Source organism: Perspicuibacillus lycopersici (assembly GCF_025660475.1).
GTDB classification, from domain to species: Bacteria; Bacillota; Bacilli; order Bacillales; family Caldibacillaceae; genus Perspicuibacillus; species Perspicuibacillus lycopersici.
Genome location: NZ_JAOUSF010000004.1, coordinates 149,773 through 173,428 on the forward strand (window position 1 = coordinate 149,773; position 23,656 = coordinate 173,428).

22 protein-coding genes and 1 riboswitch are annotated in these 23,656 nt (G+C 37.2%); of the genes, 10 read left to right on the forward strand and 12 right to left on the reverse strand.

The features are described from left to right. Positions 1-23: 23 nt before the first annotated feature. Together OEV98_RS12865 and OEV98_RS12870 are read right to left on the reverse strand one after the other, a co-directional pair. Positions 24-500 carry a DinB family protein gene (locus OEV98_RS12865; protein WP_263073705.1) on the reverse strand — a complete coding sequence of 159 codons (477 nt, stop codon included), beginning with the start codon at positions 498-500 and terminating at the stop codon, positions 24-26. Positions 501-675: 175 nt separating this feature from the next. After that, positions 676-1,692 (reverse strand): D-alanyl-D-alanine carboxypeptidase family protein, encoded by a 1,017-nt coding sequence (locus OEV98_RS12870; RefSeq protein WP_263073706.1) that lies wholly within the window; start codon positions 1,690-1,692, stop codon positions 676-678. 465 nt (positions 1,693-2,157) lie between these two features. Between OEV98_RS12870 and OEV98_RS12875 the strand changes: the two genes are divergently transcribed. Then, positions 2,158-2,850: a sigma-70 family RNA polymerase sigma factor gene (locus tag OEV98_RS12875; RefSeq protein WP_263073707.1), complete on the forward strand. Its 693-nt coding sequence runs from the start codon at positions 2,158-2,160 to the stop codon at positions 2,848-2,850. 14 nt (positions 2,851-2,864) lie between these two features. Further along, positions 2,865-3,461, forward strand: a complete 597-nt coding sequence (clpP, locus tag OEV98_RS12880) for an ATP-dependent Clp endopeptidase proteolytic subunit ClpP (protein ID WP_263073708.1) — start codon at positions 2,865-2,867, stop codon at positions 3,459-3,461. A 123-nt stretch (positions 3,462-3,584) separates the two neighbouring features. Here the strand turns inward: clpP and OEV98_RS12885 are convergent, their stop codons facing one another. Then, positions 3,585-4,151: a nitroreductase family protein gene (locus tag OEV98_RS12885; protein WP_263073709.1), complete on the reverse strand. Its 567-nt coding sequence runs from the start codon at positions 4,149-4,151 to the stop codon at positions 3,585-3,587. A gap of 438 nt (positions 4,152-4,589) precedes the next feature. Here OEV98_RS12885 and OEV98_RS12890 point away from each other — a divergent pair, with 438 nt between their 5' ends. Together OEV98_RS12890 and aguB are read left to right on the forward strand one after the other, a co-directional pair. Next, entirely contained in the window at positions 4,590-5,615 is a 1,026-nt protein-coding gene (locus OEV98_RS12890) for an agmatine deiminase family protein (RefSeq protein WP_263073710.1), read from the forward strand. Positions 5,616-5,626: 11 nt separating this feature from the next. Next, entirely contained in the window at positions 5,627-6,502 is an 876-nt protein-coding gene (gene aguB, locus OEV98_RS12895) for an N-carbamoylputrescine amidase (RefSeq protein ID WP_263073711.1), read from the forward strand. A 93-nt stretch (positions 6,503-6,595) separates the two neighbouring features. Here aguB and OEV98_RS12900 read toward each other — a convergent pair whose 3' ends face one another. Continuing rightward, positions 6,596-8,104: a glycine betaine uptake BCCT transporter gene (locus OEV98_RS12900; RefSeq protein ID WP_263073712.1), complete on the reverse strand. Its 1,509-nt coding sequence runs from the start codon at positions 8,102-8,104 to the stop codon at positions 6,596-6,598. 649 nt (positions 8,105-8,753) lie between these two features. Beyond that, positions 8,754-9,224 (reverse strand): DinB family protein, encoded by a 471-nt coding sequence (locus tag OEV98_RS12905; protein WP_263073713.1) that lies wholly within the window; start codon positions 9,222-9,224, stop codon positions 8,754-8,756. Positions 9,225-9,443: 219 nt separating this feature from the next. Here OEV98_RS12905 and OEV98_RS12910 point away from each other — a divergent pair, with 219 nt between their 5' ends. The 5 genes from OEV98_RS12910 to OEV98_RS12930 all read left to right on the forward strand — a co-directional run bounded on the left by OEV98_RS12910 (position 9,444) and on the right by OEV98_RS12930 (position 14,532). Beyond that, positions 9,444-10,049, forward strand: a complete 606-nt coding sequence (locus tag OEV98_RS12910; RefSeq protein ID WP_263073714.1) for a VanZ family protein — start codon at positions 9,444-9,446, stop codon at positions 10,047-10,049. Between the two features lie 309 nt (positions 10,050-10,358). After that, a complete protein-coding gene (locus OEV98_RS12915; protein WP_263073715.1) occupies positions 10,359-11,612 on the forward strand; it encodes an MFS transporter in 1,254 nt (417 codons plus the stop codon). Positions 11,613-11,770: 158 nt separating this feature from the next. Continuing rightward, positions 11,771-11,955: riboswitch (Lysine riboswitch) on the forward strand. A gap of 168 nt (positions 11,956-12,123) precedes the next feature. Then, positions 12,124-12,960, forward strand: a complete 837-nt coding sequence (locus tag OEV98_RS12920) for a transporter substrate-binding domain-containing protein (protein ID WP_263073717.1) — start codon at positions 12,124-12,126, stop codon at positions 12,958-12,960. A gap of 58 nt (positions 12,961-13,018) precedes the next feature. Continuing rightward, on the forward strand, positions 13,019-13,762 hold the full coding sequence (locus tag OEV98_RS12925; RefSeq protein ID WP_263073718.1) for an amino acid ABC transporter permease: 744 nt from the start codon (positions 13,019-13,021) through the stop codon (positions 13,760-13,762). A 29-nt stretch (positions 13,763-13,791) separates the two neighbouring features. After that, the gene (locus OEV98_RS12930; RefSeq protein WP_263073720.1) at positions 13,792-14,532 is read left to right on the forward strand and encodes an amino acid ABC transporter ATP-binding protein; all 741 of its coding nucleotides are present in this window, start codon (positions 13,792-13,794) and stop codon (positions 14,530-14,532) included. A 104-nt stretch (positions 14,533-14,636) separates the two neighbouring features. On the opposite strand, the gene OEV98_RS12935 is transcribed toward OEV98_RS12930, so the two are convergent. The 7 genes from OEV98_RS12935 to OEV98_RS12965 all read right to left on the reverse strand — a co-directional run bounded on the left by OEV98_RS12935 (position 14,637) and on the right by OEV98_RS12965 (position 21,734). After that, the gene (locus tag OEV98_RS12935; protein ID WP_263073722.1) at positions 14,637-14,927 is read right to left on the reverse strand and encodes a hypothetical protein; all 291 of its coding nucleotides are present in this window, start codon (positions 14,925-14,927) and stop codon (positions 14,637-14,639) included. Positions 14,928-15,276: 349 nt separating this feature from the next. Then, positions 15,277-16,782: a glycosyltransferase family 2 protein gene (locus OEV98_RS12940; RefSeq protein ID WP_263073974.1), complete on the reverse strand. Its 1,506-nt coding sequence runs from the start codon at positions 16,780-16,782 to the stop codon at positions 15,277-15,279. 327 nt (positions 16,783-17,109) lie between these two features. Beyond that, positions 17,110-17,844, reverse strand: coding sequence for an exonuclease domain-containing protein (locus tag OEV98_RS12945; protein ID WP_263073723.1), 735 nt, complete (start codon positions 17,842-17,844; stop codon positions 17,110-17,112). Position 17,845: 1 nt separating this feature from the next. Continuing rightward, positions 17,846-18,817, reverse strand: coding sequence for a DUF294 nucleotidyltransferase-like domain-containing protein (locus tag OEV98_RS12950; protein WP_263073724.1), 972 nt, complete (start codon positions 18,815-18,817; stop codon positions 17,846-17,848). Between the two features lie 51 nt (positions 18,818-18,868). Beyond that, a complete protein-coding gene (locus tag OEV98_RS12955) occupies positions 18,869-20,143 on the reverse strand; it encodes an ammonium transporter (RefSeq protein ID WP_263073975.1) in 1,275 nt (424 codons plus the stop codon). A 305-nt stretch (positions 20,144-20,448) separates the two neighbouring features. Further along, the gene (gene proC, locus OEV98_RS12960; RefSeq protein WP_263073725.1) at positions 20,449-21,255 is read right to left on the reverse strand and encodes a pyrroline-5-carboxylate reductase; all 807 of its coding nucleotides are present in this window, start codon (positions 21,253-21,255) and stop codon (positions 20,449-20,451) included. A gap of 23 nt (positions 21,256-21,278) precedes the next feature. Continuing rightward, positions 21,279-21,734, reverse strand: coding sequence for an OsmC family protein (locus OEV98_RS12965; protein ID WP_263073727.1), 456 nt, complete (start codon positions 21,732-21,734; stop codon positions 21,279-21,281). Between the two features lie 305 nt (positions 21,735-22,039). On the opposite strand from OEV98_RS12965, the gene mbcS reads away from it, so the two are divergent. Continuing rightward, positions 22,040-23,635 (forward strand): acyl-CoA synthetase MbcS, encoded by a 1,596-nt coding sequence (mbcS, locus tag OEV98_RS12970; RefSeq protein WP_263073728.1) that lies wholly within the window; start codon positions 22,040-22,042, stop codon positions 23,633-23,635. Positions 23,636-23,656: the final 21 nt, after the last annotated feature.

The following is a 23,656-nucleotide window of genomic DNA, read 5'->3' on the forward strand; positions in this document are numbered from 1 at the left end:
GGCTTTTTATTTGAATCGTACGTTTACTTTTGCCTTTTGGCAAATCGATAAATTCGTTTAATAGCTTCAATATGGAATCCTTCATGTACACAGCTAAATAGTAGTGTCTCACTCACAGTTTGAAACGTAATACCTGCAGGTAAGGTAAAAGGTTTCGGAAGTGTTTCTTCTAATCTACCTTGTAATGCTTCTCTTATTCTTAATTTTTGATTAGATAAAACAGTTGCAATCTCCTCGAGTGTAGGAGGCTCGCTAGTCCAATCTGCAGGCTTACTACCCGGACGAAAGTATTCCGAAAATGCTTCCGGTAATGCTTGCTTTTCACCTAATGTACCAAAAACAAGAGCTTCCTGTACTACCGGTATATGGCCGAGATTCCAACGAATATTGTTATTGAATCCATCAGGTACAACATCGGCAATTTGTTCTCCTATTCGTTGAATCGTCTGCTCTGTTATCCCTCGCACTGTATCCATATGATGAAAAATTGTCTTTTCCAACAAGCTCACTCCTTCAAAATGAATTTCACTATGTTATACATATTCGATGAACATAGGAATATCCCTTTCCCTAGAACGATTTAAAATAACTTTTGAAATCGTTTGCTCTGTTCGTTTAATGCTTTGCCAAAAGGATTAGCAAATAGAGAAGGAGCTACATTTTTGTAAAGGATCATCACTCGCTCGATTTGGTATGTATGCCTTCATATACGGTAAAAGCATCGCTAATATTATATTGCTCGGTTTGGTTATTCCCTTGTGCACCAGCGGTAACGAGTATGTAAGTTTCACCATCTATGGAGGCAAGGCTAGCTAAACATAAACCAGCTTCATCTGTAAAACCTGTTTTTCCGCCAAGAATTTCACCATTAGTAAGCATTGGCTCGTCCATTTTATTAAACATCGTATTGTATACGGTAATGCCATCGGGATGTAAATTTGTTCCTGCTGTTGTATATGATTTACTTGTAAAAATGGTCTTAAAGGTTTCGTTTTCTAACGCATATTGTAATAGGATCGAGATATCCTTTGCAGTGGAATAATGATTCGGATCATGGAGACCTGTTGTATTGGTAAAATTCGTGTTCTCCATACCTAGTGCTTCTGCTTTATCATTCATTAATTTTACAAATTCTTCTTCAGAACCTGCTACATAGTTAGCTAACCCGATTGCTGCATCTGCACCAGAAGGTAAGAGTGTCCCATATAGTAAATCCTCTGCAGATACTTCTTCATTCGGCATAAAGCCTGCTAGAGAAGCATTCTCTGCATATAAATAAGGGAACATATCTGGTGATAATGAAATAGATGTTTGTAAATCAGGTATATTTTCAATTGCGATAATGGCCGTCATGATTTTCGTAAGAGAAGCAGGGTACATTGTCTCTTCACTATTTTTTTCATATAAAACCTCATGATTATCGACATGCACTAGCATGGCATAAGGACTATACAATTGAATAGACGAATCTTCAATAACTTGTTTCGGTTCAGGCTGCTCTTGAGGTATCGATTGGGAAGCGACACTAGCTGCTTGTTCTTCGTTTGTATCTCCAGACTCAACAGTGGTTGGAACAGGAGGATTATCTTCTGCAGTATTTTCTTTTTCTGGCAGTAGTTGTCCATTGTTAAGGCCAATATAAAGAATAATCATTCCTAAAAAGACAGCAAGCAGAAATCCGGTTTTTTTCATAAAGTAACTCCTTTCTATATTTTCTATTAAAGCATAGGTGGGGAAATTTTTAAAAGGTAAGCGTTTCAAAAAAATAAGAAAAGAAAATAAAATAATGATTGGTGTTTGTATCGACAGGAAAAAGTATACTATAGAATATAGCGGTTGGAGTAACGTGCGCAGAAAGAACAGTGAGCAAGTGGAAGCAAGTCTTCCTGTATACCGGATGATATAAGCTTTTTCTTTATCAATAAATAACAATAATCATTGGAATACAGAAAAACAAAAAAATAGGACTGTTTACTATAGGATTGTTGTTATTTCATGGGATAGTTTATTAAAGCGAAGCACATGTATTCAGTCTCTTGGTCTTTTTAGAAAAAGCAATAATCTATACGAAAACCAAACAAAAATTAAAAAAGCCGTATCTTTTTCTTTCAGATATTCGTTATAAAGTTGAGAGGTTTTTTTTAAGGAGTGGGTGGAATGGTTTCTTCAAATGGTGCTGTTGGATTGGATTGGGAAATGTTGGAGGAGGAAAATGTAAAGCAGCTGTATAATAGGCTGTTTAAGTATGCTTTGTTTCTAGTGAGGAACAAATGGGAAGCAGATGATTTAGTGCAAGATGTCATTATAAAAGCCATTCGGTCATATCATATATCCGAATGGAGTAGTCCGCTTTTACACAAAATTGCGTATCATCAATGGATCGACAACATGAGGAAAAGAAAGTATGAGGTAACTGCTAATACTGCTGATGTAAACGAAATGGTCATCTCCAATCATATTGATGAACTATTGGATATGGTCGGATTACTAATGACTAATTTAACGCCAAGGCAAGCAGTAATTTATGTATTAAAAGAGGCGTTTCTATATCAAGCGAAGGAAATCGCTGTCCATATGAATATGACCGAAATGGCTGTTAAATCATTACTTCATCGTGCAAAACGCCGCTTGGAAAAAAATAACAATTCGCATACGGTAGAATCGTTTTGGACAGAGGATGAAAAGGAAAGAGTTTCACAGTCCATTTATCAATCACTCCAACAGGATGATCCGCAAATTTTATTAGAAGGATGTTCATACATTACTACTATTGCGATCATGCCTAAGCAAGCAGCAGTGCCATCTAATGCTAATCATTCGACCACCTCTCCATACTGTATGGCTGCCTAAAGGAGGAAAAGGATATGAGTGTAATTCCATATGTAATAGAACAATCGAATCGTGGGGAGCGATCCTATGATATTTATTCACGATTACTAAAGGACCGGATTATTTTTATTGGAGATGAAATTAATGATCAGGTTGCTAATAGCGTAATTGCCCAGTTGTTATTTTTAGAGGCAGATAATCCAGAAAAAGATATTTCTATTTATATTAATAGTCCAGGTGGGTCAATTTCAGCAGGATTTGCGATTTTTGATACGATGGAGCATATTAAACCAGATGTAAGTACGATTTGCGTAGGAATGGCAGCGTCTTTTGGTGCGATGCTATTATTGGCAGGAGCAAAAGGAAAACGATATGCACTTCCAAATAGTGAGGTCATGATTCACCAGCCACTTGGCGGAGTACAAGGTCAAGCAACAGAAATTGAAATATCCGCGAGAAGAATATTAAAATCGCGGGAGCATATTAACAAAATAATTGCGGAACGCACCGGTCAGTCAGTGGAAAAGGTTGCAAAGGACACGGATCGTGATTATTTTATGAGTGCTCAAGAGGCATTGGAATATGGAATTATCGACAAAATTATTACGAGAGATACCACCGAAGAAAAATGAAGAAAAGCAAAGCGGAAACGACTTAGTTGTTTTATTAATCCTTTAATATCATGACCTGTAAATAAAGCCAAACATCATCAAAGGCAATTTTACTTGAGTTGATGTGTTTGGCTTTAAAATTGTTTATTTAAACCAAATGGTTTTTTCTTCCGATGGAATGCGAGATCCATTAATTTCAAAAGATTTTTTCGGATAACCGACATAAACGAAGCCAACAATTTTATCATTGTCTTCTAACTGAAGATATGCTTTTAATTCAGGCTCATGTGCAATATCACCGGTACGTACAATTGTAGCTAATCCTTTATCTGTTGCCGTTAATAATAGGTTTTGTAAGGCACAGCCAGAAGCGACGATTTCTTCGATTTCAGGAACCTTCCCAGAAGGACTAACGGCCATAACGATGATGACAGGTGCTCTAAGGGGTCCCTTTCGCACCTTTTCAATTTTTTTTGCTGCATCTTCTTCACTTAAGTCCTTCGTATTTGCTGCTGTAATTCGAGCCATTTCCTCACCTAATTTTTCGCGTCCAACCCCAGTAACGACACGGAATTTCCAAGGCTCTGTTTTTTTATGGTTTGGTGCCCATGTTGCTGCATCCAATAATGCTTGAATAACGTCATCTGGAACAGGCGTGTCCTCCACCGCCCCAATCGAACGACGTGCCTTAATTAACTCACTTATTTCCATATTACCTATCCCCCTTTATTAACATTATAACTATCATAACATAGGAATCTAGTGGTATTAATCGTAACATATATAATTGTATGCGACTCCTAAATAAATTCATGAATTCCGATAGTAGGAATTGAAAATATGTACGAGTTAGTAAAATTATGCTGTTAACGCAAAAAGAAGGAAATGGGAGAAAAAATAATAAACAAAAGAAGAGGTGATTTTTCCAAAGAGGGGAAAATCTCTTTTTCTTTGTCAAAGGATCCGAAAAAATTACCAGAGCGTAAAGGATAGTAAAATTATTTACACTTTCGGACAAATATAGTTTAATAGCATTTAGAGTCTATTTTGCTAACGATTAACAAAGTAGAATCCATAATAATTGATGGCTTTTTCGTTGATGATAAATATAAATAGAAAAAACTACTTAATAATAAGAGGTGTAAACAGATGCAGAACAAATTACATCCCTTCATGCCTGCAGAGTGGGAAACACATGAACGAACATTTATTTCTTGGCCGGTAAAGGATTCGTTAGTTTGGCCAGAAAATTATCAAGAAGTATGTGTAGGATATGCGAATGTAGCAAAGGCAATTGCGGAATTTGAACCGATTACGGTAATTGTAAATGAAGATACAAAAGAGCTAGCGGCATCCTTATGTGGAGATAAGGTTGAATTATTAACCATTCCTCACAATGATGCTTGGTTCCGAGATAATGGTCCAACATTTGTTTGGGATGAAAATAAACAGCTTTCGGCAATTAATTGGAAATTTAATGCATGGGGTGAAAAATACACCCCTTATCATTTAGATGATGAAGTAGCGCCGAAGCTTTTAGATTTCCTAAATATTGCTCGCATTGATTCCTCCATTGTGTTAGAGGGCGGATCCATTCATGTTGATGGTGAGGGGACTTTGTTAACAACAGAGGAATGCTTGTTAAATCCAAATCGTAATCCGCATTTGACAAGAGAGGAAATCGAACAAGAAGTAAAAAGCAAGTTGAATGTATCGACAATCATTTGGTTGAAGCGTGGATTGTCAGGTGATGAAACAGATGGTCATGTCGATAATGTAGCCTGTTTTGCAGCACCTGGAAAGGTTATTATTCAAGTATGTAATGATCCAACCGATCCGAATTATGAAATTACAAGAGAAAATTTGGATATTTTGCGTAATGCAACAGATGCTAAAGGAAGAAAGTTAGAAATTATTGAAATTCCACAGGCACCTGTACGAATGTATCGCGATGAGCGATTGACGTTAAGCTATATAAATTTTTATTTTGTGAATAACGGAATTATTTTACCTGTCTTTGGTGGCGAGGCGATAGAAACCGATAAACAAGCAGAAATGATTTTGCAAAAGGTATTCCCTGAGCGTAAAATTGTTCCTGTAGATGGAATGCCGCTTATTAAAGAGGGCGGAAATGTTCATTGTATAACACAACAAATGCCAAAAGGGATTCGATAGGAGGTTAGTGCATGCGTAAAGTAACTGTTGCAGCAACACAAATGAGCTGCTCAAATAATATAGAAGAGAATATTCAAAATGCAGATCGTCTCGTAAGGAAGGCTGCTGCCCAAGGAGCGCAAATTATTTTAATTCAGGAGCTATTTGAGACATTATATTTTTGCCAAAAAGAAAAACCGGAATATTATAATTTAGCGACAGAGGTAGAAGAGAACAAAGCAATTAATCACTTTAAAAAAGTAGCAAAAGAATTACAAGTAGTACTTCCTATTAGCTTTTATGAGCGCAAAAATAATGCACGCTACAATTCCTTAGCTGTAATTGATGCGGATGGCGAGGTATTAGGTGTATATCGTAAAAGCCATATTCCTGATGGTCCAGGCTATGAGGAAAAATATTATTTCAATCCTGGAGACACTGGCTTTAAGGTGTGGAAAACGAAATACGGAAAAATTGGCGTTGGAATTTGCTGGGATCAATGGTATCCAGAAGCCGCAAGAGTTATGGCATTAATGGGAGCGGAAATTTTATTTTATCCAACCGCGATTGGTTCAGAACCGGAAAATGCTTCTATCGATTCAAAGGATCATTGGCAACGTTGTATGATTGGACATGCTGCATGTAATTTAGTTCCGGTTGTTGCCTCGAACCGAATCGGAAAAGAAGTAATCGATGGCTCGGAAATTAATTTTTATGGCTCCTCTTTCATTGCAAATGCAACTGGCGAAGTAATCGTTGAAGCTAATCGTACAGACGAGGACGTGTTAGTAGCAGAGTTCGATTTATCCGCATTAGAAGACCAACGAATCGAGTGGGGAATCTTCCGCGACCGCCGCCCAGAACTATACAAGGCAATTTTAACGTATGATGGTGTAGTAAAAGAATAAACGGTACAATTGAAAATTAAGGCACTTCTCAAAACATGAGAAGTGCCTTTTTTTATGCTGTATCCTTAGAAAATACAGACAGCCCAATAACCTTTATTTCCTTTTCGGATGAAAATGCCGGTTTATTTCTTTCATCTCCTTATTTAAAGATTTCAGTAAACTAATCGTCATTAAAATGATGATTACAGAAAAAGGAAGAGCTGCAATAATCATTGCGTTTTGTAGTGCCATTAGCCCGCCGGAATATAGTAACACTAATGCTATGGCGGTAAGTAAAATTCCCCAAAGTACTTTCATTTGATTCGAAGGATTCGGTGAACCATTCGTACTCATCATTGCTAGCACATAAGTACCGGAATCCGCAGAAGTAATAAAGAAGGTCATTACTAAAATGATCGCCAAAATGGACAATAGTGTACCTAAAGGATAATTTGCAAAAACACCGAATAAGGATTGCTCTAATGGTAATTCAGAAATCTTTGCTACTCCTTCAGATTCAAGTGCAATCGCAGAGCCACCAAAGGTTGCGAACCAGAAAAAGCCGATTATGGATGGTAATAACAATACGCAAAGGATAAATTCCCGAATTGTACGGCCTTTGGAAACACGTGCAATAAAGATGCCGACAAATGGTGACCATGCAATCCACCATGCCCAATAAAAAATGGTCCATGTATTAATCCATGTCCGATTTTCTTCATCCAATGGCGATAAGCGAAAACTCATCCTTAATAAATCCTGTAAGTAATTCCCGATTGTATCAGTAAACAAGTTTAAAATAAGTAGGGATGGGCCGACAATAAACATGATCGCAAGCAATAAAAATGCGAGCCCCATATTCGTATTACTTAAAATTTTTATTCCTTTTCCTAGTCCAGATAATGCGGAGAAAATAAATAGCACGGTAACAATCACAATAATGATCAACTGAACCAAGAAATTTGATGGAATATCAAATAGATAGGAAAGTCCTCCATTTATTTGCGCTGCTCCAAAGCCAAGGGTGGTAGCTACACCGAATACAGTGGAAAGAACGCCGATAATATCGATTACCTTCCCTATCTTTCCATTTACCTTGGAACCGAAAATTGGTCGTAAGGTAGAACTGATAGTGACGGGCTCATTCTTTCTAAAAATATAATAGGCGAGTATTAATGCAACAATCCCATATATTGCCCACGCATGAAATCCCCAGTGGAAAAAGGTGAAACGAAGTGCGTCCTTAATTCCTTGCTTCGTGCCTTCCTCTCCAGTTGGTGAACTAATCGCAAAGTGGCTAATAGGTTCTGCAGATCCGTAAAATACAAGACCAATTCCCATCCCTGCACTGAACAACATGGCAATCCATGTAGCACGAGAAAAATCAGGTTTATCCTCTTGCTTCCCTAGTTTTATCCGTCCAACCGGTGTAATAAATAGATAGAAGCAAACTAAAAGGAAAATGGTCACGATAATAAGATAATACCAACCAAAGGCGCTAGAAATAAAAGCCTGGATGTTGGCGGTAACTTCTTCGAGCAGATGGGGGGCAATAATTCCAAAAGCCACGAGAATAATTAATAGGATTGCTGAAACGTTAAAAACGGTAGACAGCTTTTTCACTAGTCGTAAACTCCTTACTATAATTTGCTTTTCTGATGAACTTACGAATTCACCCGATCCTTTTTAGTATGACTATTTTCGAAGCTATTACTCATATAAAAGTTTACCTGGACTACATATGAAAAAAACAACTACAAATTAATGTAGTTGTTCAGATTTTTGTTTCCTGTAATTATTTTTTTTTAAAGGGAAAGATATGCAACACAGCCAGTAATAAATATAGCAATCCATTACAAAGGAAAATGTTTTCAAAAAAATTCCCTAAGCTGCCCAAAGTGGAAATGGTTATATAACAAATCCCGATCACTATACAGTGGATAATAAAAAGTACCCTCGTAATTTTTTGAAGTGATTTAAAGGTACATATAAAGGTAAAAATACAGCTAATAAATATAATGATAATCGGAATGAAAATCAATATTTCAAACGTGGCAGGGGTGCTGGAATTTAATGCCCTGCTTAATGATGTTCCTATCCAAATAAAATATCCGAGTCCGCATGCGATTAAAAAAGAAATGAGGCAAGCGAGGAGGCCGACGATTTGAATAATAATTTTATTCTTCATTACGTTTTCACCAACTTAAATTATTTCCATAACAAGGAAATAGGATATAGCAAATATTTTAATGAAAATAATAGGAAAAATCCATTAGCTAGTTGCAAGAAATTTTTTCACTTGGTTTATGTGATGGGTATCGTGGTCAATAAAATCTTCTATGTAAGAGTAAGCTGAGAATTTGTTGCCGTCCCCAACGATATGTTCTTTGAAAAATTCTTCATCTGATAGGTATTTTAAATGGCTAACTATTTTTGCACGGTAATAAATGGCCATATCGCAAATTTCCTGTTTGCTTTTTCCTTTCGCATAAATTACTGCATTTTTATTAAATTGATCGAAATCTAAATGTTTGACAGTAACAGGATGCTGATCGACGATTTTTATTATCGCTTCTTCTAAAAAATATTTATCCCAAAGCATTATATGTGCAATAATGTCTCTTGTTGTCCATTTTCCCTCTTGGATAGGTGTCAGCCATCTTTTTTCATCTAATGCTGCTAGCGACTGAACAAAGGAAATTAATGTAGAAAAATCATTTATTAATTGCTCTTTGCTTTGCAAAAACCTTTCCCTCCTTATACGAAAGCATGTATTCGATAGTCTTGTTGAATCTCGTGATGGATGTCAGAGAAAAAAATGTTTGTGACGGGTTCATTATTCTGACTAATTCCAGTATACTTATAGACATCAAAAATTTAAATCAAAATTTCAATTCCTGAAGAAATAATATGCAAATATCTTTTGTAAATAGGGAAATGATGGTAGTAAGGATGGTAGTAAATGAGTGCAATTGAATCTTATCTTTTGGATATGCTTCCCTATATGGTATTAGCATTGCCATTGGTAGTTATTGGCAGGGTAATCCTCGTTCGATGGAGAAAATATCGAGGAGTGAAATCGAGCTTTTTACACGAGGTTGGATTTATTATACTTTGTCTTTATTTAGTTGGACTTGCCTCGCAAACAATATTTTCCGAGTTGATTATTGAGGACGGAAAGCTTACATTTGATTTCCGAGATGTAGAAGAAGATAGAATTAATTTAACCCCTCTCCATAAAATAGCGGAAACCAGTTATTTTATTGAAAATGGCAATAATAATTATTTACTGATTGAGGTATTTGGAAATATTGGCATTTTCATTCCGATGGGCTTTATATTACCATTGCTTTGGAAAAGATTTGAAAAATTAATTCCTGCAGTCGGTACTTGTCTTGGACTATCGATTTTAATCGAAGTGACGCAGCTCTTTTTACCGAGAGCAACAGATATTGATGATGTTATTATGAATACCCTTGGTGGATTAATCGGCTTTATTCTCTATAAGATTGGCAAGAAAATGGCGAGCAACAGTTTTTCTAGCTATCGGAAGCAGGAAGCCCGCTAAACAATGGAAAAAGATTAACTACGCTATTCGTGGTTAATCTTTTTTTTATGCTTCATGTTCATCAAATTTATTAGAGTTGAAAAAATTATATAAGAATATTGTTTTATGTGATAAATCCCTCTATACTGATAATTGCTGCGGTAATTAATGAAATTTTAGGCAAATAGTAAAATGGTGGCTTCATCATAGCTTTTTCGATGGGTGGTTAAGTCGGAAATACAACAACCGTAACGAAAAACAACGATAAATAAATGTTATTTGTACTATCCTTTCATTCCAAGCAAATTTGTTATGAAAAGAGGGTGTGGAATGATTTTTTCACAGTTTCATCGAACGATTAAAATTCGAATCATCGAATCTTTTTTAAGCACCGCAATTAGTAATATGATTTTGCCGTTTATGGCAATCTATTTATCTGCTTATTTTGGTGTAAAAATTACTGGGCTTTTATTATTGATAAACGTCTTTATAGGAATTGGCTTATCCTTCTTTGGTGGCTATTTTTCGGATAATTTCGGACGAAAAAAATTGATAGTGTTCGCAGAGTCGCTACGTTTTATCGCGTTTACAATCATGATGCTATGTAATTCGCCATGGTTTGTGTCTCCATTGATTACATATTTCATGATGACCATTAACACGATATGCTGGGCATTGGGTGGTCCGGCAAATCAGGCAATGCTGATTGATGTAAGTAAGCCAGAGGAACGAAAGCAAATGTTTTCCATCATGTACTGGGCATCGAATATGTCGATTGCAATAGGTGGAACACTTGGTGGCTTCCTTTTTGAAGATTATTTATTTGAATTAATGATTGCATTGTCCATTACGTCACTGATTACGTTAATATTAATTGTTTTCTTTATTGATGAAAGCTTTATTCCAGTGAAAGTAAAAGCGGAAAAGCTGACAAGACACGCCTCGCAAATGTTTCATGGCTATAAAGAAGTTTTTCAAGATAAGTTATTTATCCTTTATTGTGTTGCGATTGTACTTGTAATGTCGATGGAGTTCCAATTAGGAAATTATATTGGAATACGACTTGCTGATACTTTTCCAGGTATAAAAATATTTAACTATGAAGTTGGTGGAATAGAGGTTACCGGCTTACTTAGAACAGAGAACACGATTTTAGTAGTGCTACTAGCACTGTTTGCTGCAAAATTTGTTTCCCGATTTAAAGACCGTAATGTGTTAATTATTACTTGTGCTGCATTTGTTCTAGGTTATGGAATCATCTCCTACACTAATAATTTGTGGTTATTATTTTTTGCTATGCTGATTGCCTCTGTTGCCGAGGTATTACGAGTGCCTGTGGAACAAAACTATATGGCGACGCTACCTCCTGAAGATAAACGCAGCTCGTATTTAGCAATTGGGGGAATGGGATATAATTTATCTCAATTAATCTGTTCGATAACCGTTATGATTAGTGCATATATGTCCATTTTCGGAATGTCTATTTTTATTGCATGTATTGGGTTTTTAGGAGTATTCATTTTTATGCGAATTGGCTATGCATTAGAAAAAAGAACATCTGCGGATTTGGAAAAAACTATCTAATTAGCAAATAAGTAGATCGGGGCAGTATACATATCCTGCTTTTATTGTTTCTAAGAGAATATATTTATTTTAATAGAGTTTAGCATGAAATGTATTTGACACACCTAACTTATTATAGTAGAATACTAAACATAATTTAATATGACCTCACTTTTTACTAGTGGGGTAGAGGCGCGGTATTTAACAGTCCTTAGTCGAGTTGGAGAAGACGTAGAAGCTAAGGAGAAGGAAATATCGCCGAAGTGTGCAATAGTTCTCGATATTGCATGCTGGGCTTGTAGTTAATAGCTGCAGGACTGTCTCAATAAACGACCCTAGTTTATTGAGTTGGGCTATCTCATTTTGGGAAAAAGTTGAGGGACTAGGTATGACTGTGTATATAAGGCGGCCTGAGTTCATCTCAGACTGCCTTTTTGTGTTTTTAAAACATGGTAGTTTGAATCAAGTCCTTCAAAGCGTTGTAGTTTTCCCAATGCGATGATACATCAAAACATTAGGAGGAGAAGAAGGAATGAAAAGAAAAGTAATAGTTTTCGTTGGTTTATTATTATCGGTTATTTTTGTATTAGGAGCTTGTGGATCGAATGACACAGCAAGTGAAGCTAGCGGTTCGGATGATGTATTTCGAGTCGGGATGGAGGCAGGCTATGCCCCATATAACTGGACACAATTAAATGATGCAAACGGTGCAGTGAAAATTGACGGTTCTGCAGAATATGCAGGTGGCTATGATGTAGAAATTGCAAAACGAATTGCAGAAGGTTTAGGTAAAAAATTAGTTATTGTGAAAACAAAATGGGAAGGCTTAGAACCAGCATTATCAGCAAATAAAATTGATGCAATAATTGCAGGAATGTCACCTACAGCAGAACGCAAGGAAAAAATTGATTTCACGGATACTTATTACACATCACAACTTGTAATGGTTGTGAAAAAGGGTGGAAAATATGAGAATGCAACCTCTTTAGCGGATTTTACTGGGGCCAAAATTACTGCGCAAAATAATACATTCCACTACAACGTGATTGACCAAATCGATGGTGTGAAAAAACAAACAGCAATGGATAGCTTCCCAGCAATGCGTGTTGCACTAGAATCTGGAATTATTGATGGCTATGTATCGGAACGTCCAGAAGGTATTAGTGCATCCGCTGCAAATGATAATTTTGTCATGATTGAACTCACCGATGGGTTTGAAACATCGATAGAAGAAACAACGACAGCAGTTGGCGTACGAAAAGGCTATGAATATACAGAAAAAATAAATGAAATTTTATCAGGTATTTCCGAACAAGAGCGTCAAGATATTATGGATGCAGCGATACAAAATCAACCAACTGCAGAATAATTACGAATCCGCCGGCTGCCACAAGTGGCCGGCATCCTATTTTATGAGGGGGATAGACATGAGCTTTGAATATATAGTAAAGATTTTCATTGATTATTGGCCAATGTTTTTACGTGGAGCAGGTTTGACATTATTAATTGCCCTTGTCGGAACGGTCATTGGTGCAGTCATTGGTTTATTGATTGGAATTGTACGAACGATTCCGCGACCAGAAAGCAAAGTGAAACGAGTAGTATTAAAAATTGTAAATGTAATATTTTCAATTTATATAGAAATTTTTCGAAGCACGCCGATGATTGTGCAGGCGATGGTTATTTTTTATGGTATTGCGATGGCATTTCAAATTGATATGGACCGAATTGTTGCCGCTATTTTAATTGTCTCTATTAATACAGGTGCTTATATGGCAGAAATTGTCCGCGGTGGCATTGTATCAGTAGACAAAGGTCAATTCGAGGCTGCTAGAGCAATTGGTATGAATCATTGGCAAACAATGAAAAATGTTGTACTTCCACAAGTTATCCGAAACATTCTACCCGCAACAGGTAATGAGTTTGTCATCAATATTAAAGATACCTCCGTCCTTAACGTTATCTCTGTATCTGAGTTGTATTTTGTAACAAATTCTATTGCCGGAATGAACTTCCGATTTTTTGAATCATTCTTTGTTGCCTCCGTCATTTACTTCATTTTGACGTTTACGATTACAAGAATTTTACGCTATTTCGAACGGAAGCTGGATGGACCAGATAATTACACTATGATTGGTAGTTCCTTACAAAATGAAAAAGCTACACTATAAAAGTGCTGGATTAATAAGGAGGGAGAATAATGGAAAAGGTAATCGATATACAGCATTTAAGTAAATCCTATGGTGCTCATGAGGTGTTAAAGGACATCAATTTCTCTGTTGAAAAAGGAGAGGTTGTTTCGATAATAGGTTCATCAGGATCTGGTAAATCAACTTTATTACGTTGTGTGAATCTTTTAGAACGACCAACAGGTGGAGCTATTATTTATAATGGCGAGAACATTTTGGATGATAAGCATGATCTTAACCAATATCGGACTAAATTAGGAATGGTGTTTCAGCATTTTAACTTATTTAATAACTTGAATGTATTAGGAAATTGTACGGTTGGGCAGGTTCAAGTGTTGAAGCGTTCGAAGCTGGAAGCGGAAAGTATTGCTAGAAAGTATTTATCTGTCGTAGGGATGGAGCAGTATATTAATGCGAAACCAAAGCATTTATCTGGTGGACAAAAGCAACGGGTAGCAATCGCACGGGCATTATCGATGGAGCCGGATGTTATGTTATTTGACGAGCCTACATCGGCATTAGATCCAGAGATGGTTGGAGAGGTTTTGAAGGTAATGAAGGAGCTAGCAAATACAGGGTTAACAATGCTTATTGTTACCCATGAAATGGAATTTGCTAGAGAAGTATCGGATCGCGTTGTATTTATGGATAAAGGCGTAATTGCAGAAGCCGGTTCTCCAGAACAAATATTTAGCAATCCAAATGAAGAGAGAACACGAGAATTTTTAAAGCGTACGTTAAAGCAAGGATAAGACGGCACTTAAGAATATGGCGAAAGGACACTTCTTATAGGAATAGAAAGTGTCCTTTCTTATTTTTGAAGTAGGCTTTTGTCCAAACCTCTTTTTAATTAAATTTATATTGTGAAGCTAATATTACCATCCTCGCTTATTTCTATTGTGGAGTAGCTTTCAAACAAATCTAGACTGTCTATTTCGGTATTATCACTCCGCAACGTATTCACAAATTCCTCATATTTTTCCGGATGCTTTATTAAATGATAGTAAAATACGCGTTTTCCGTCTATCACATCGGTTGTTTTCAAAAGAAATTGATCATGAAATTGCTCTTTAAACCAGGCTCTTGCCTCTTCATGTGTAGTAAAGTCAGGCATTTGATTATAAATAGCAGATATATCGAAGTCCATTTGTCTCTCTCCTTTCGTTTGTTAGTATGGTCGTTTCATTGTGAACACATGCGATGGTTGTCTATTTTCGATTACAACTTTGATTGAGAGATAAAAAAGAGGCTGGGACAAAAGTATTTTTATGTAAGAGAATCCGAACAAAGTTAAGTAGGTAAATTCGCTCCGGAAATATACTTCGCTTTCCGCGGGCATGGCCTTAGCCTACTCCGATACGCTTCGTGCGGGGTCTTCGGCTCATGCTTCTCCCGCAGGAGTCTACGTATATTTCCTCCGCTATCCGAATGATTGTTCGTCTTACACTTAAACATCAATTGTTATGTCCCAGCCTCGTGATTACGTAAACTGTTTATTAAGCAGAATGTCTTCCGCGTAATGTCCAAATTTGATAAACCATATAAATTGAAGCGAAAATCGTTAAATAGGTTAACACTACCCAGCCAGACATTAAATATGGATATAGTGCATCTTGCACCATTTGGCTTGTGAGGAAATCGCGGTAATTAATGCAAAGGAATACACCTATACCTACAAGTAATGTTGCTAGGATAATCCCATGCACTAGTTTACTACTTGTTTTTCCGCCTTCAGCATTATATTGATTTGCCCATCCATCTTTCTTATGTGCTGCCATTTTTTCCAACCATACCTGACAGAAGGTTACTAAATTGGCCCATAAATATATTTCCGGACTTATAAGCAAGCCTGCCATCACGACATCAATCGTTCGATGCATTGGAGTCTTAATTGCAAGTATCATATTTAAAATAGAGGCAAGGACTACTGGAATTGCCCAAATCCATGACCAATAAAATTGGTCGGTTGCGATTGCTACTGTTAATAACAATAAAAAAAGCACGCGGGTAATGAGGTCGACAAAGGTTTTTATTTGTGCTCGCCAAAGTTTTCCACGATGTCTCGTTTTTACATCAATATCTTTACTAGTTAATAAATTGACAGTACCAGATTGCCATTTATTCCGCTGTTGGCGAAATGTATGATAGGATTTCATTGCATCTACAAAGCAACGCGCCTTCGGACTGACCAATGTTTTCCAATTGGATTTTTGCAGCTGCCATGTTAATAGCATATCTTCTACATCACTTTCATCCTGCCATGGTCCATCTAGCTTGTTTTCTTCTGTAATGTCTTGAAGAGCTTCTGGACGAAATAATGTTGCTTGACCACCGAGGACATACGTACTTCCACCATGATATTGGATATCCAAAATCCAGCTTGCCATATCTTGCTTTTGTTGATGGGTCCACCAACGTGTGAGCGGCCCACCGTATTCTCCACTCGCAATTTTTTCCTCATAGTGCGGATCATCCTTTGCGAGTGCGCTTTTCTTCTTTGGCATTCTCATCGTATACTTCGCCATGACACCACCGATGTTTCGAGAGCTCATGAGTCCATCCCATAAATAATTAAGTGCATTAGGTGCGAGTCTGCTGTCGGCATCCATACCTAGCACTGCCTTTATGGATTGCTTATAAACCTCTTGCCACTGTGTTAATTTTCTAAAATATATATCGAGATTATCACCGTAAATATGCTTCCATGCGGTATTTAATGCACCGACCTTCCGCTGTTTATTGTTTTTTGTAGTTAGAACGACAAGATTAAGGTTAAAATCAGCTCCTGCTTGCAATGCACGTTCCTCGGTTCGATCGGTACAGTTATCAGCAATTACATATACATCGAGATCAATATCTTTCGGTAAGGTTTGGTCTGCCAAACCTTCTAAACAATCTCGAATCGACTTTTCCTCGTTATGCGCTGGGATAAATGCAACAATTCGTGGGCGCATATATGAATTTTTGACCCCTGTTACATTAAAAATATTGTCCGTTAGCATTTCTCCTAAATCCAGCCTATTTTGCTGCTGAATTTGTTTTCTTTCCTCTGTAATAAACAGGTTCTCCAACAATACCCCTCCCAATTCGTAAAGAACTCCCAGGTAATATGTCTCTCTTTCTATCTGTTCTCGAAATTGCACAATTTGTTCTTTATTGAGAACTATTAAAATAATAATAAACCAGTTTTTCGAAATTGTAAATTACAATTTGGTGAAATATTATAAAATTTAATTTAACCTATAGGGTTGGAAAGGGAATGGAAATAGTGTGAGGAAAGGGGGGCTTCCCCTTATATGGAAGATGTTCTCTTTTACGTACGGATAGCGTTATTTTATTAATGCGAGTTGCTCATACAATTCTCGAAGAGTATGACAACCAAGCCCTTGAACCTTTGGGATATAAATGCACCAAAGCTTTGCCGTGAGCTTTGCATCACTGAGCGCATGGTGGCGGTTTTCGATTGGGATTTGATGATATTCACAAAAATCCTCTAATTTAACAATATTTAATTGAGGGTCTGCAATACGATACAGAAAGGAGGTGTCTATTAACCGATGTTTTAACGGAAGCTTGTATAATAGCCAGCTTGCATGCTGTAAAAAGTTTTTTTCGTGATTTGCATGATGTGCGACAAGTGGCAAATCTTGTACATATTGAAAGAAACGGATAAGAACCTCGGAAAGGGGGGGAGCATCCTTTATTTGTTCATTTGTTATACCGGTTAGCAACTGAATTTCCTTTGAAATTTCTCCATTGCTTTGGATAAGAGAATAAAATGCTTGATCCTCTGCAATTTTTCCATCAATAACCTTTACGGCACCTATGGAAATGATTTCATCTCCTTTATTTGGATAGAAACCCGTTGTTTCAATATCGAAGACGACGACATTTAATTCGTTTAGTGGAATGTCTAATACAAATTCCTGTCGCATCTCTTTTTGGAGCTGACGTAAAAATGCGATTTGTTTAGGATCTTGTACATTTCCGTTAAGACGAAGACTGCTACCATTTAATCGATTTTGTATGCCGCGCATTAAATGAATAATTGGTTCAAAAGCCATCTTAAACACCCTTCTTTATAAGTGAATGTACATATTGATGGAGATTTTTCCCATCCTTTAAAATTTTTTTTATTTCCTTCCTATTGGAGGGTGGTAACCGCTGAATATTTAAATAATGTGTTTCCTCGTAAGAGTTTACTTTGGAAAGGGTATGTCGGTACTCTAACAAAGCCTTGAAGTTTGTTATATAGTTTTTCATTTGCAATCGATAGTTATCAATTGTAGATAATTGTTTCATTCTTGCAATTGTCGACGTGTCCAATAATCCTTCCTTTATCGATAGTAGCCGAATCGCATTCACATATGGAATAAATGCTGAATATTTTAAGTCAATCGAGCCGCGATGCTCACCAGTTGTATTTACGATAATTTGGCCAAGCGGACCAATAGCCTTTTTAATATGCATAATATTATCCATTAGCCGTTCTAGTAGCGGAGGATGCTTCCTTTCGTATTCGAAAATCATTTTTTTTAACCCATGTAGAAAGCAATCATTTCCTATTAAGCTTCTTGCGTCATAAAAGATTTGTAGATTTCTGATCGATTCCCAGCTACCTTCTTCCATCCAGGAAACTAGTTGATTTTTCCATTCGCTGAGTGGTTTACACCAAAGGGGATTAGCACTCATGACATTACCTTTGCAATAAGGGTATCCAACAATATCCAATCCATCGGATATTTCCTTGCCTAGCTGTAAGAAAAAGGCATTGTTTTCTTCGCTATACGTTTGAAATACGATTCCGTGATCTTGATCACTAATCATGCCTTGCTCCAACCGTCCGCCACTACCGGTGATGAACCAACAAAAGTCACAAGGTGGTTTATTTGGAAGGAGGCGAGTAATTGCCAAGTGAAATACTTTTTCCATAATGAGATCGTGAAATTGATTTAACGCTTTAGGATTTGTCATATAGTGCATTATATTATTTGTTTTCCATTGGTTAATAGCTTCATAGCAATCGAATTCAGCCATAGCAACCTTCCTTTATTAGAAAGCAAAAGCCCCTTTTCAGAGGCTTTTTACTTATGAAGTTATTTTTGAATCATTTGCAGTAATTTGTTCTGGATAGCCGTAGCTTCCGTGCTCACTAATATCCAATCCCATTATTTCTTCTTCTTCCGAAACACGAATTCCACCCATTACTAGCTTCGCAACATATAGGATGAGAAAGGAAACAACAAAAGCGAAAAGACCAGCTGTGACAACACCGAGTGCTTGCACGCCTAATTGCTCGAATCCGCCACCGTAAAATAAACCAGCTTTACCAACACCAGTTGTTTCTACTAATTCAGGTGTTGCGAAAAATCCGTTGGATAGTGTTCCCCAAACCCCTGCAGTTCCGTGGACGGACAATGCAAATATAGGATCGTCAATTTTCATCTTATCAAAGAATCTTGCACTATAGAACACTAAAATTCCAGCGATAAAGCCGATTACTACTGCAGCCCAAGGAGCAACAAACGCACAAGATGCAGTAATAGCAACAAGCCCAGCTAAAGCGCCGTTTAATATTGTTGGAATATCGGATTTGCCTAGAACAATCCAAGAAATTAATGTTGCTGCAACTGCTCCAGCAGCAGCACCTAAGTTGGTCGTTAAGCCTACATAACCAAAGAATGCCCCATCTACAGAAACTGTGCTACCAGCGTTAAATCCGAACCAGCCAACCCAAAGAATTAATACAGCTAATGCAGTATATACTTGGTTGTGACCGGCTAAGTTGTTTGCCGAACCATCTTTGTTATATTTTCCAATACGAGGTTTTAATAGAATAGTAGCAGCTAATGCACCCATCGCACCAGTTAAATGAACGACAGTGGAACCTGCGAAGTCCTGTTTACCGTGTTCAGCTAACCAGCCGCCTCCCCAAATCCAATGTGCGACAACAGGATAAACAATGGCACCGAAAAGGATCGCGAAAATAACATAAAGTGGAAATTTTGCTCTTTCTGCAAATCCGCCAAGTGCAATTGTTAAAGAAATTCCGGCGAATGCTAATTGGAAAAGAAAGAATACGGTATCGGCTAGCGACCCGTCCGCTGCTAAATCACCGCCATAGAAGAAATCGGTTAAGCCTACAAAGAAATTAGCGTTTCCGCCAAAAATAAATGCATACCCAACAGCCCAAAATACTAGTGAAGCAAGACCGAAAGTAAAAATTGTTTTCCCTGCGATATGGCCAGCATTTTTCATTCTAGTAGAGCCAGCCTCTAGCATTATGAACCCGCCTATCATAAAAATAACTAAAATTGCAGCAATCATGGTCCATAAACTGTTCATTAAGTATGTTGCATCCATCTCCATTTTTTCGTTTTCCCCCTTATGAAAGATAATTTTTTATTACATTTTCATGTTAGAAAATATAACATTTGTAATATATCCATAATTTTAGCATTAAATTTTGAGTTGTCAATCAATTTTAAAAATTTTATGTTAGAAAAGTTAACATCATTTTATGGTGAAATGAAGGGAATGGTTCATGTGGGACATCCGCTATTTGTAAATATTGTCGGAGCTATTGGGGAGAAATTATTCTAAATAAAAAACCAAGAGTAAAGTGCGTACTCTTGGTTTCCTTATTGGGAAATGGATGAATAACTATTTTAATGAATGGAGCGGGATTTGTTAATATTTGCTGCAATGGCATCAATGATCGCATAGCGCATGCCATGTTTTTCTAATGTTGCGATTGATTCAATGGTTGTTCCTCCAGGGGAGCAAACTTGATCCTTTAATTCTCCGGGATGAATACCGGTTTCTAATACCATTTTTGCTGCCCCGAGTACTGCTTGAGCGGCGAATAGGTATGCATCCTTTCGCGGCAATCCGTGCATAACTGCCCCGTCTGCTAATGCCTCGATAAATTGGTAAACATATGCAGGTGATGAACCGCTTGTTGCAGTGACGACATCCATCAAGGATTCATCTATAAAGGCAGCCTTACCAAAGCTTTCAAATAATTTCTGAATATCTTCCTTTTCCCCAGCAGTTAGTAAAGCATTTGTAGAAATTGCTGTCATTCCTTCACCAACGAGCACAGGTGTATTTGGCATTGCTTTTACAATTTTTACTGGTCGTTGGAAACGTTGTTCATTTTGCTCAATGGATTGACCAGCTGCAATTAAAATAATAATTGCGTTATCTTTTATAGAAGCTTTAATTTCTTCAATAACTTTTTCGTACATTTCTGGTGTCACGGAAAGAAATACAATATCACATGTTTTCGCAATTACTTTATTGTCGGTTGCAATTGTAATTCCAAATTCCTGCTTAAGCTCGACAAGCTTTGCCTCTGTACGATTAGAGGCATATACATTTTTTGCAGGCACTAAATGGGAATTTACAATTCCCCCAATAATTGCCTTTGCCATATTTCCAGCACCAATAAAACCGATTTTTTTATTTTTCATAAACAATCCTTTCTACTCCATGATTATACCTTTTCTGCTGTTTCAATTTTCACCTCTAATTCAAGCTCCACATTTCCTTGAATTGCCCGGCTAATCATGCACGAACTTTCTGCCTTTGTAGCGAGTTTCAGTGCCAGATCTTTATCACGCTGACTCGCATCCTCCTTTAATACAATGGTAGGACGATGAATGATTTTTTTATATGTAAAAACTCCGTTTGTAACGTCGACGATACCGACAGATTCCATAGATAAATCTTCTTTTTCTAAATTGCTTCTTTGCATCATAGCAGCTAATGTGATGATATAGCAAGTAGCTGCAGCACCTAATAGCATTTCATCCGGATTTGTCCCAATTCCTGGACCTTCCATTTGTGGAGGAATGGAGATTTTTGTTACAAGATTTCCTGCTTCAATTTGCCCCACATCATTACGTAACCCGGGCCAATGTGCTTTTAAATGAAATTGATGTTCTGCCATTATGAAATCCCCCTAAATAATCGTTTCTTCATTAATGAGATTAATCCATTTTCATCCGACAGTCAAAGGACGAACCTTTATTTATATGTTTCGAAAACTTCATTGTTTTCGAAATAAAATTTCTCTTATTCAATAATCGCTTACAATGAACAACTGTAACACATTAGTAAAAGGTGATGAAACGATCGTATTGAAGAAGGTACTTGTTGAAAAAAATCACATTGAAATTTTTATAAAACAATATACTAAATTTTACGAAATATTAGTATAATAGAAAGAAATATTGTCTTAAAGGAGGGTATAAAATGAATGCAGCAGAACGGTTCGTAGCACCTGAATATTATAATTTTGTTAAGGAAGTAGAAAAATTTGCATCCGACTCTAGTAAAATCGCTATTAAGTGGGTAAGTGAAAACGGGGAAATCCTTACGATAAGTTATCCCGAATTAATTGCGAAAACGAATCAATATGCCAATGCATTATTGAATCAAGGGATAAAAAAGGGAGATCGAGCATTATTAATTGTACCGAAAGTTCCAGAGGCATATTATTTATATTTAGCTTGTTTAAAAGCCGGAATAGTCATTATTCCATGCTCAGAGATGCTCCGTGCCAAAGATTTTAGCTATCGAATTAACCATGCGGAGGCAAATACAGTTATTGCTTATTCCTCATTCACGACAGAAATAGATCGGATTGACGAGTCACTGCCTTCTTTAGAAAGAAAATTTACTATTGGTGAACAACGAGTGGATGGGTGGACCTCCTTATCAAAGCTAGCAAATAATGAAAGCGCATTCTATGAAGGGGCAAATACGAAAAGAGATGACATGGCATTTTTACCTTACACTTCTGGAACTACAGGTAATCCGAAGGCGGTAGTACATACGCATGGATGGGCGTACACTCATTTAAAGGTAGCCCCAACATTATGGTTAGATGTTCAAGAGGGGGACGTCGTTTGGGCAACAGCTGCACCGGGGTGGCAAAAATGGGTATGGAGTCCATTTGTTTCAACCGTAGGGATGGGAGCTACTGCATTTGTCTATCAAGGAAAATTTGATCCAGAAAAATATCTAGAGCTGCTTCAAGAGCATGAGGTGAATGTATTATGCTGTACACCAACAGAATACCGATTTATGGCGAAGCTTAATAATCTAGCAAAATACTCTTTGCCGAAGCTTCGAAGCGCTGTTTCTGCAGGGGAGCCATTAAATGCCCAAGTAATTACAACCTTTAAACAATATTTTCATGTAGATGTCCGTGATGGCTACGGACAGACAGAAAATACTTTATTGGTTGGCACATTGCCGAAAATGGAAATTCGCCCGGGTTCTATGGGCAAACCGATGCCGGGATATATAATAGAAGTGATTAATGCAAAAGGGGAGCCGGTAAAGCCTGGGGAAGTAGGGGATATTGCGGTCCATAAAACGATGCCTATCTTATTTAAAGAGTATTATAAAGATCCGGAGCGCACGAGGAATGCATATCGAGGTGATTGGTATGTAACAGGAGATCAAGCGAAGAAGGATGAAGATGGATACTTTTGGTATGAGGGTAGAATGGATGATATTATCATTAGCTCTGGATATACAATTGGACCATTTGAAGTCGAGGACGCCTTATTGAAGCATCCAGCGGTAAAGGAATGTGCTGTTATTGCTAGCCCCGATCCGGACCGCGGTAATATTGTCAAAGCATTTGTTGTTTTGCGAAATCCCGGGGACAGCAATCATCCGGAGCTAATTGGTGACCTACAGGAGCATGTCAAAGCACTAACTGCACCGTATAAATATCCAAGGAAAATTGAATTTGTAGAGGAATTACCGAAAACCACTTCTGGAAAAATCCGTAGAGTGGAATTGAGACAAAAGGAGAAAGAGCTATTACAGCGATAGTTAAACGATAGGGAAGCGTGC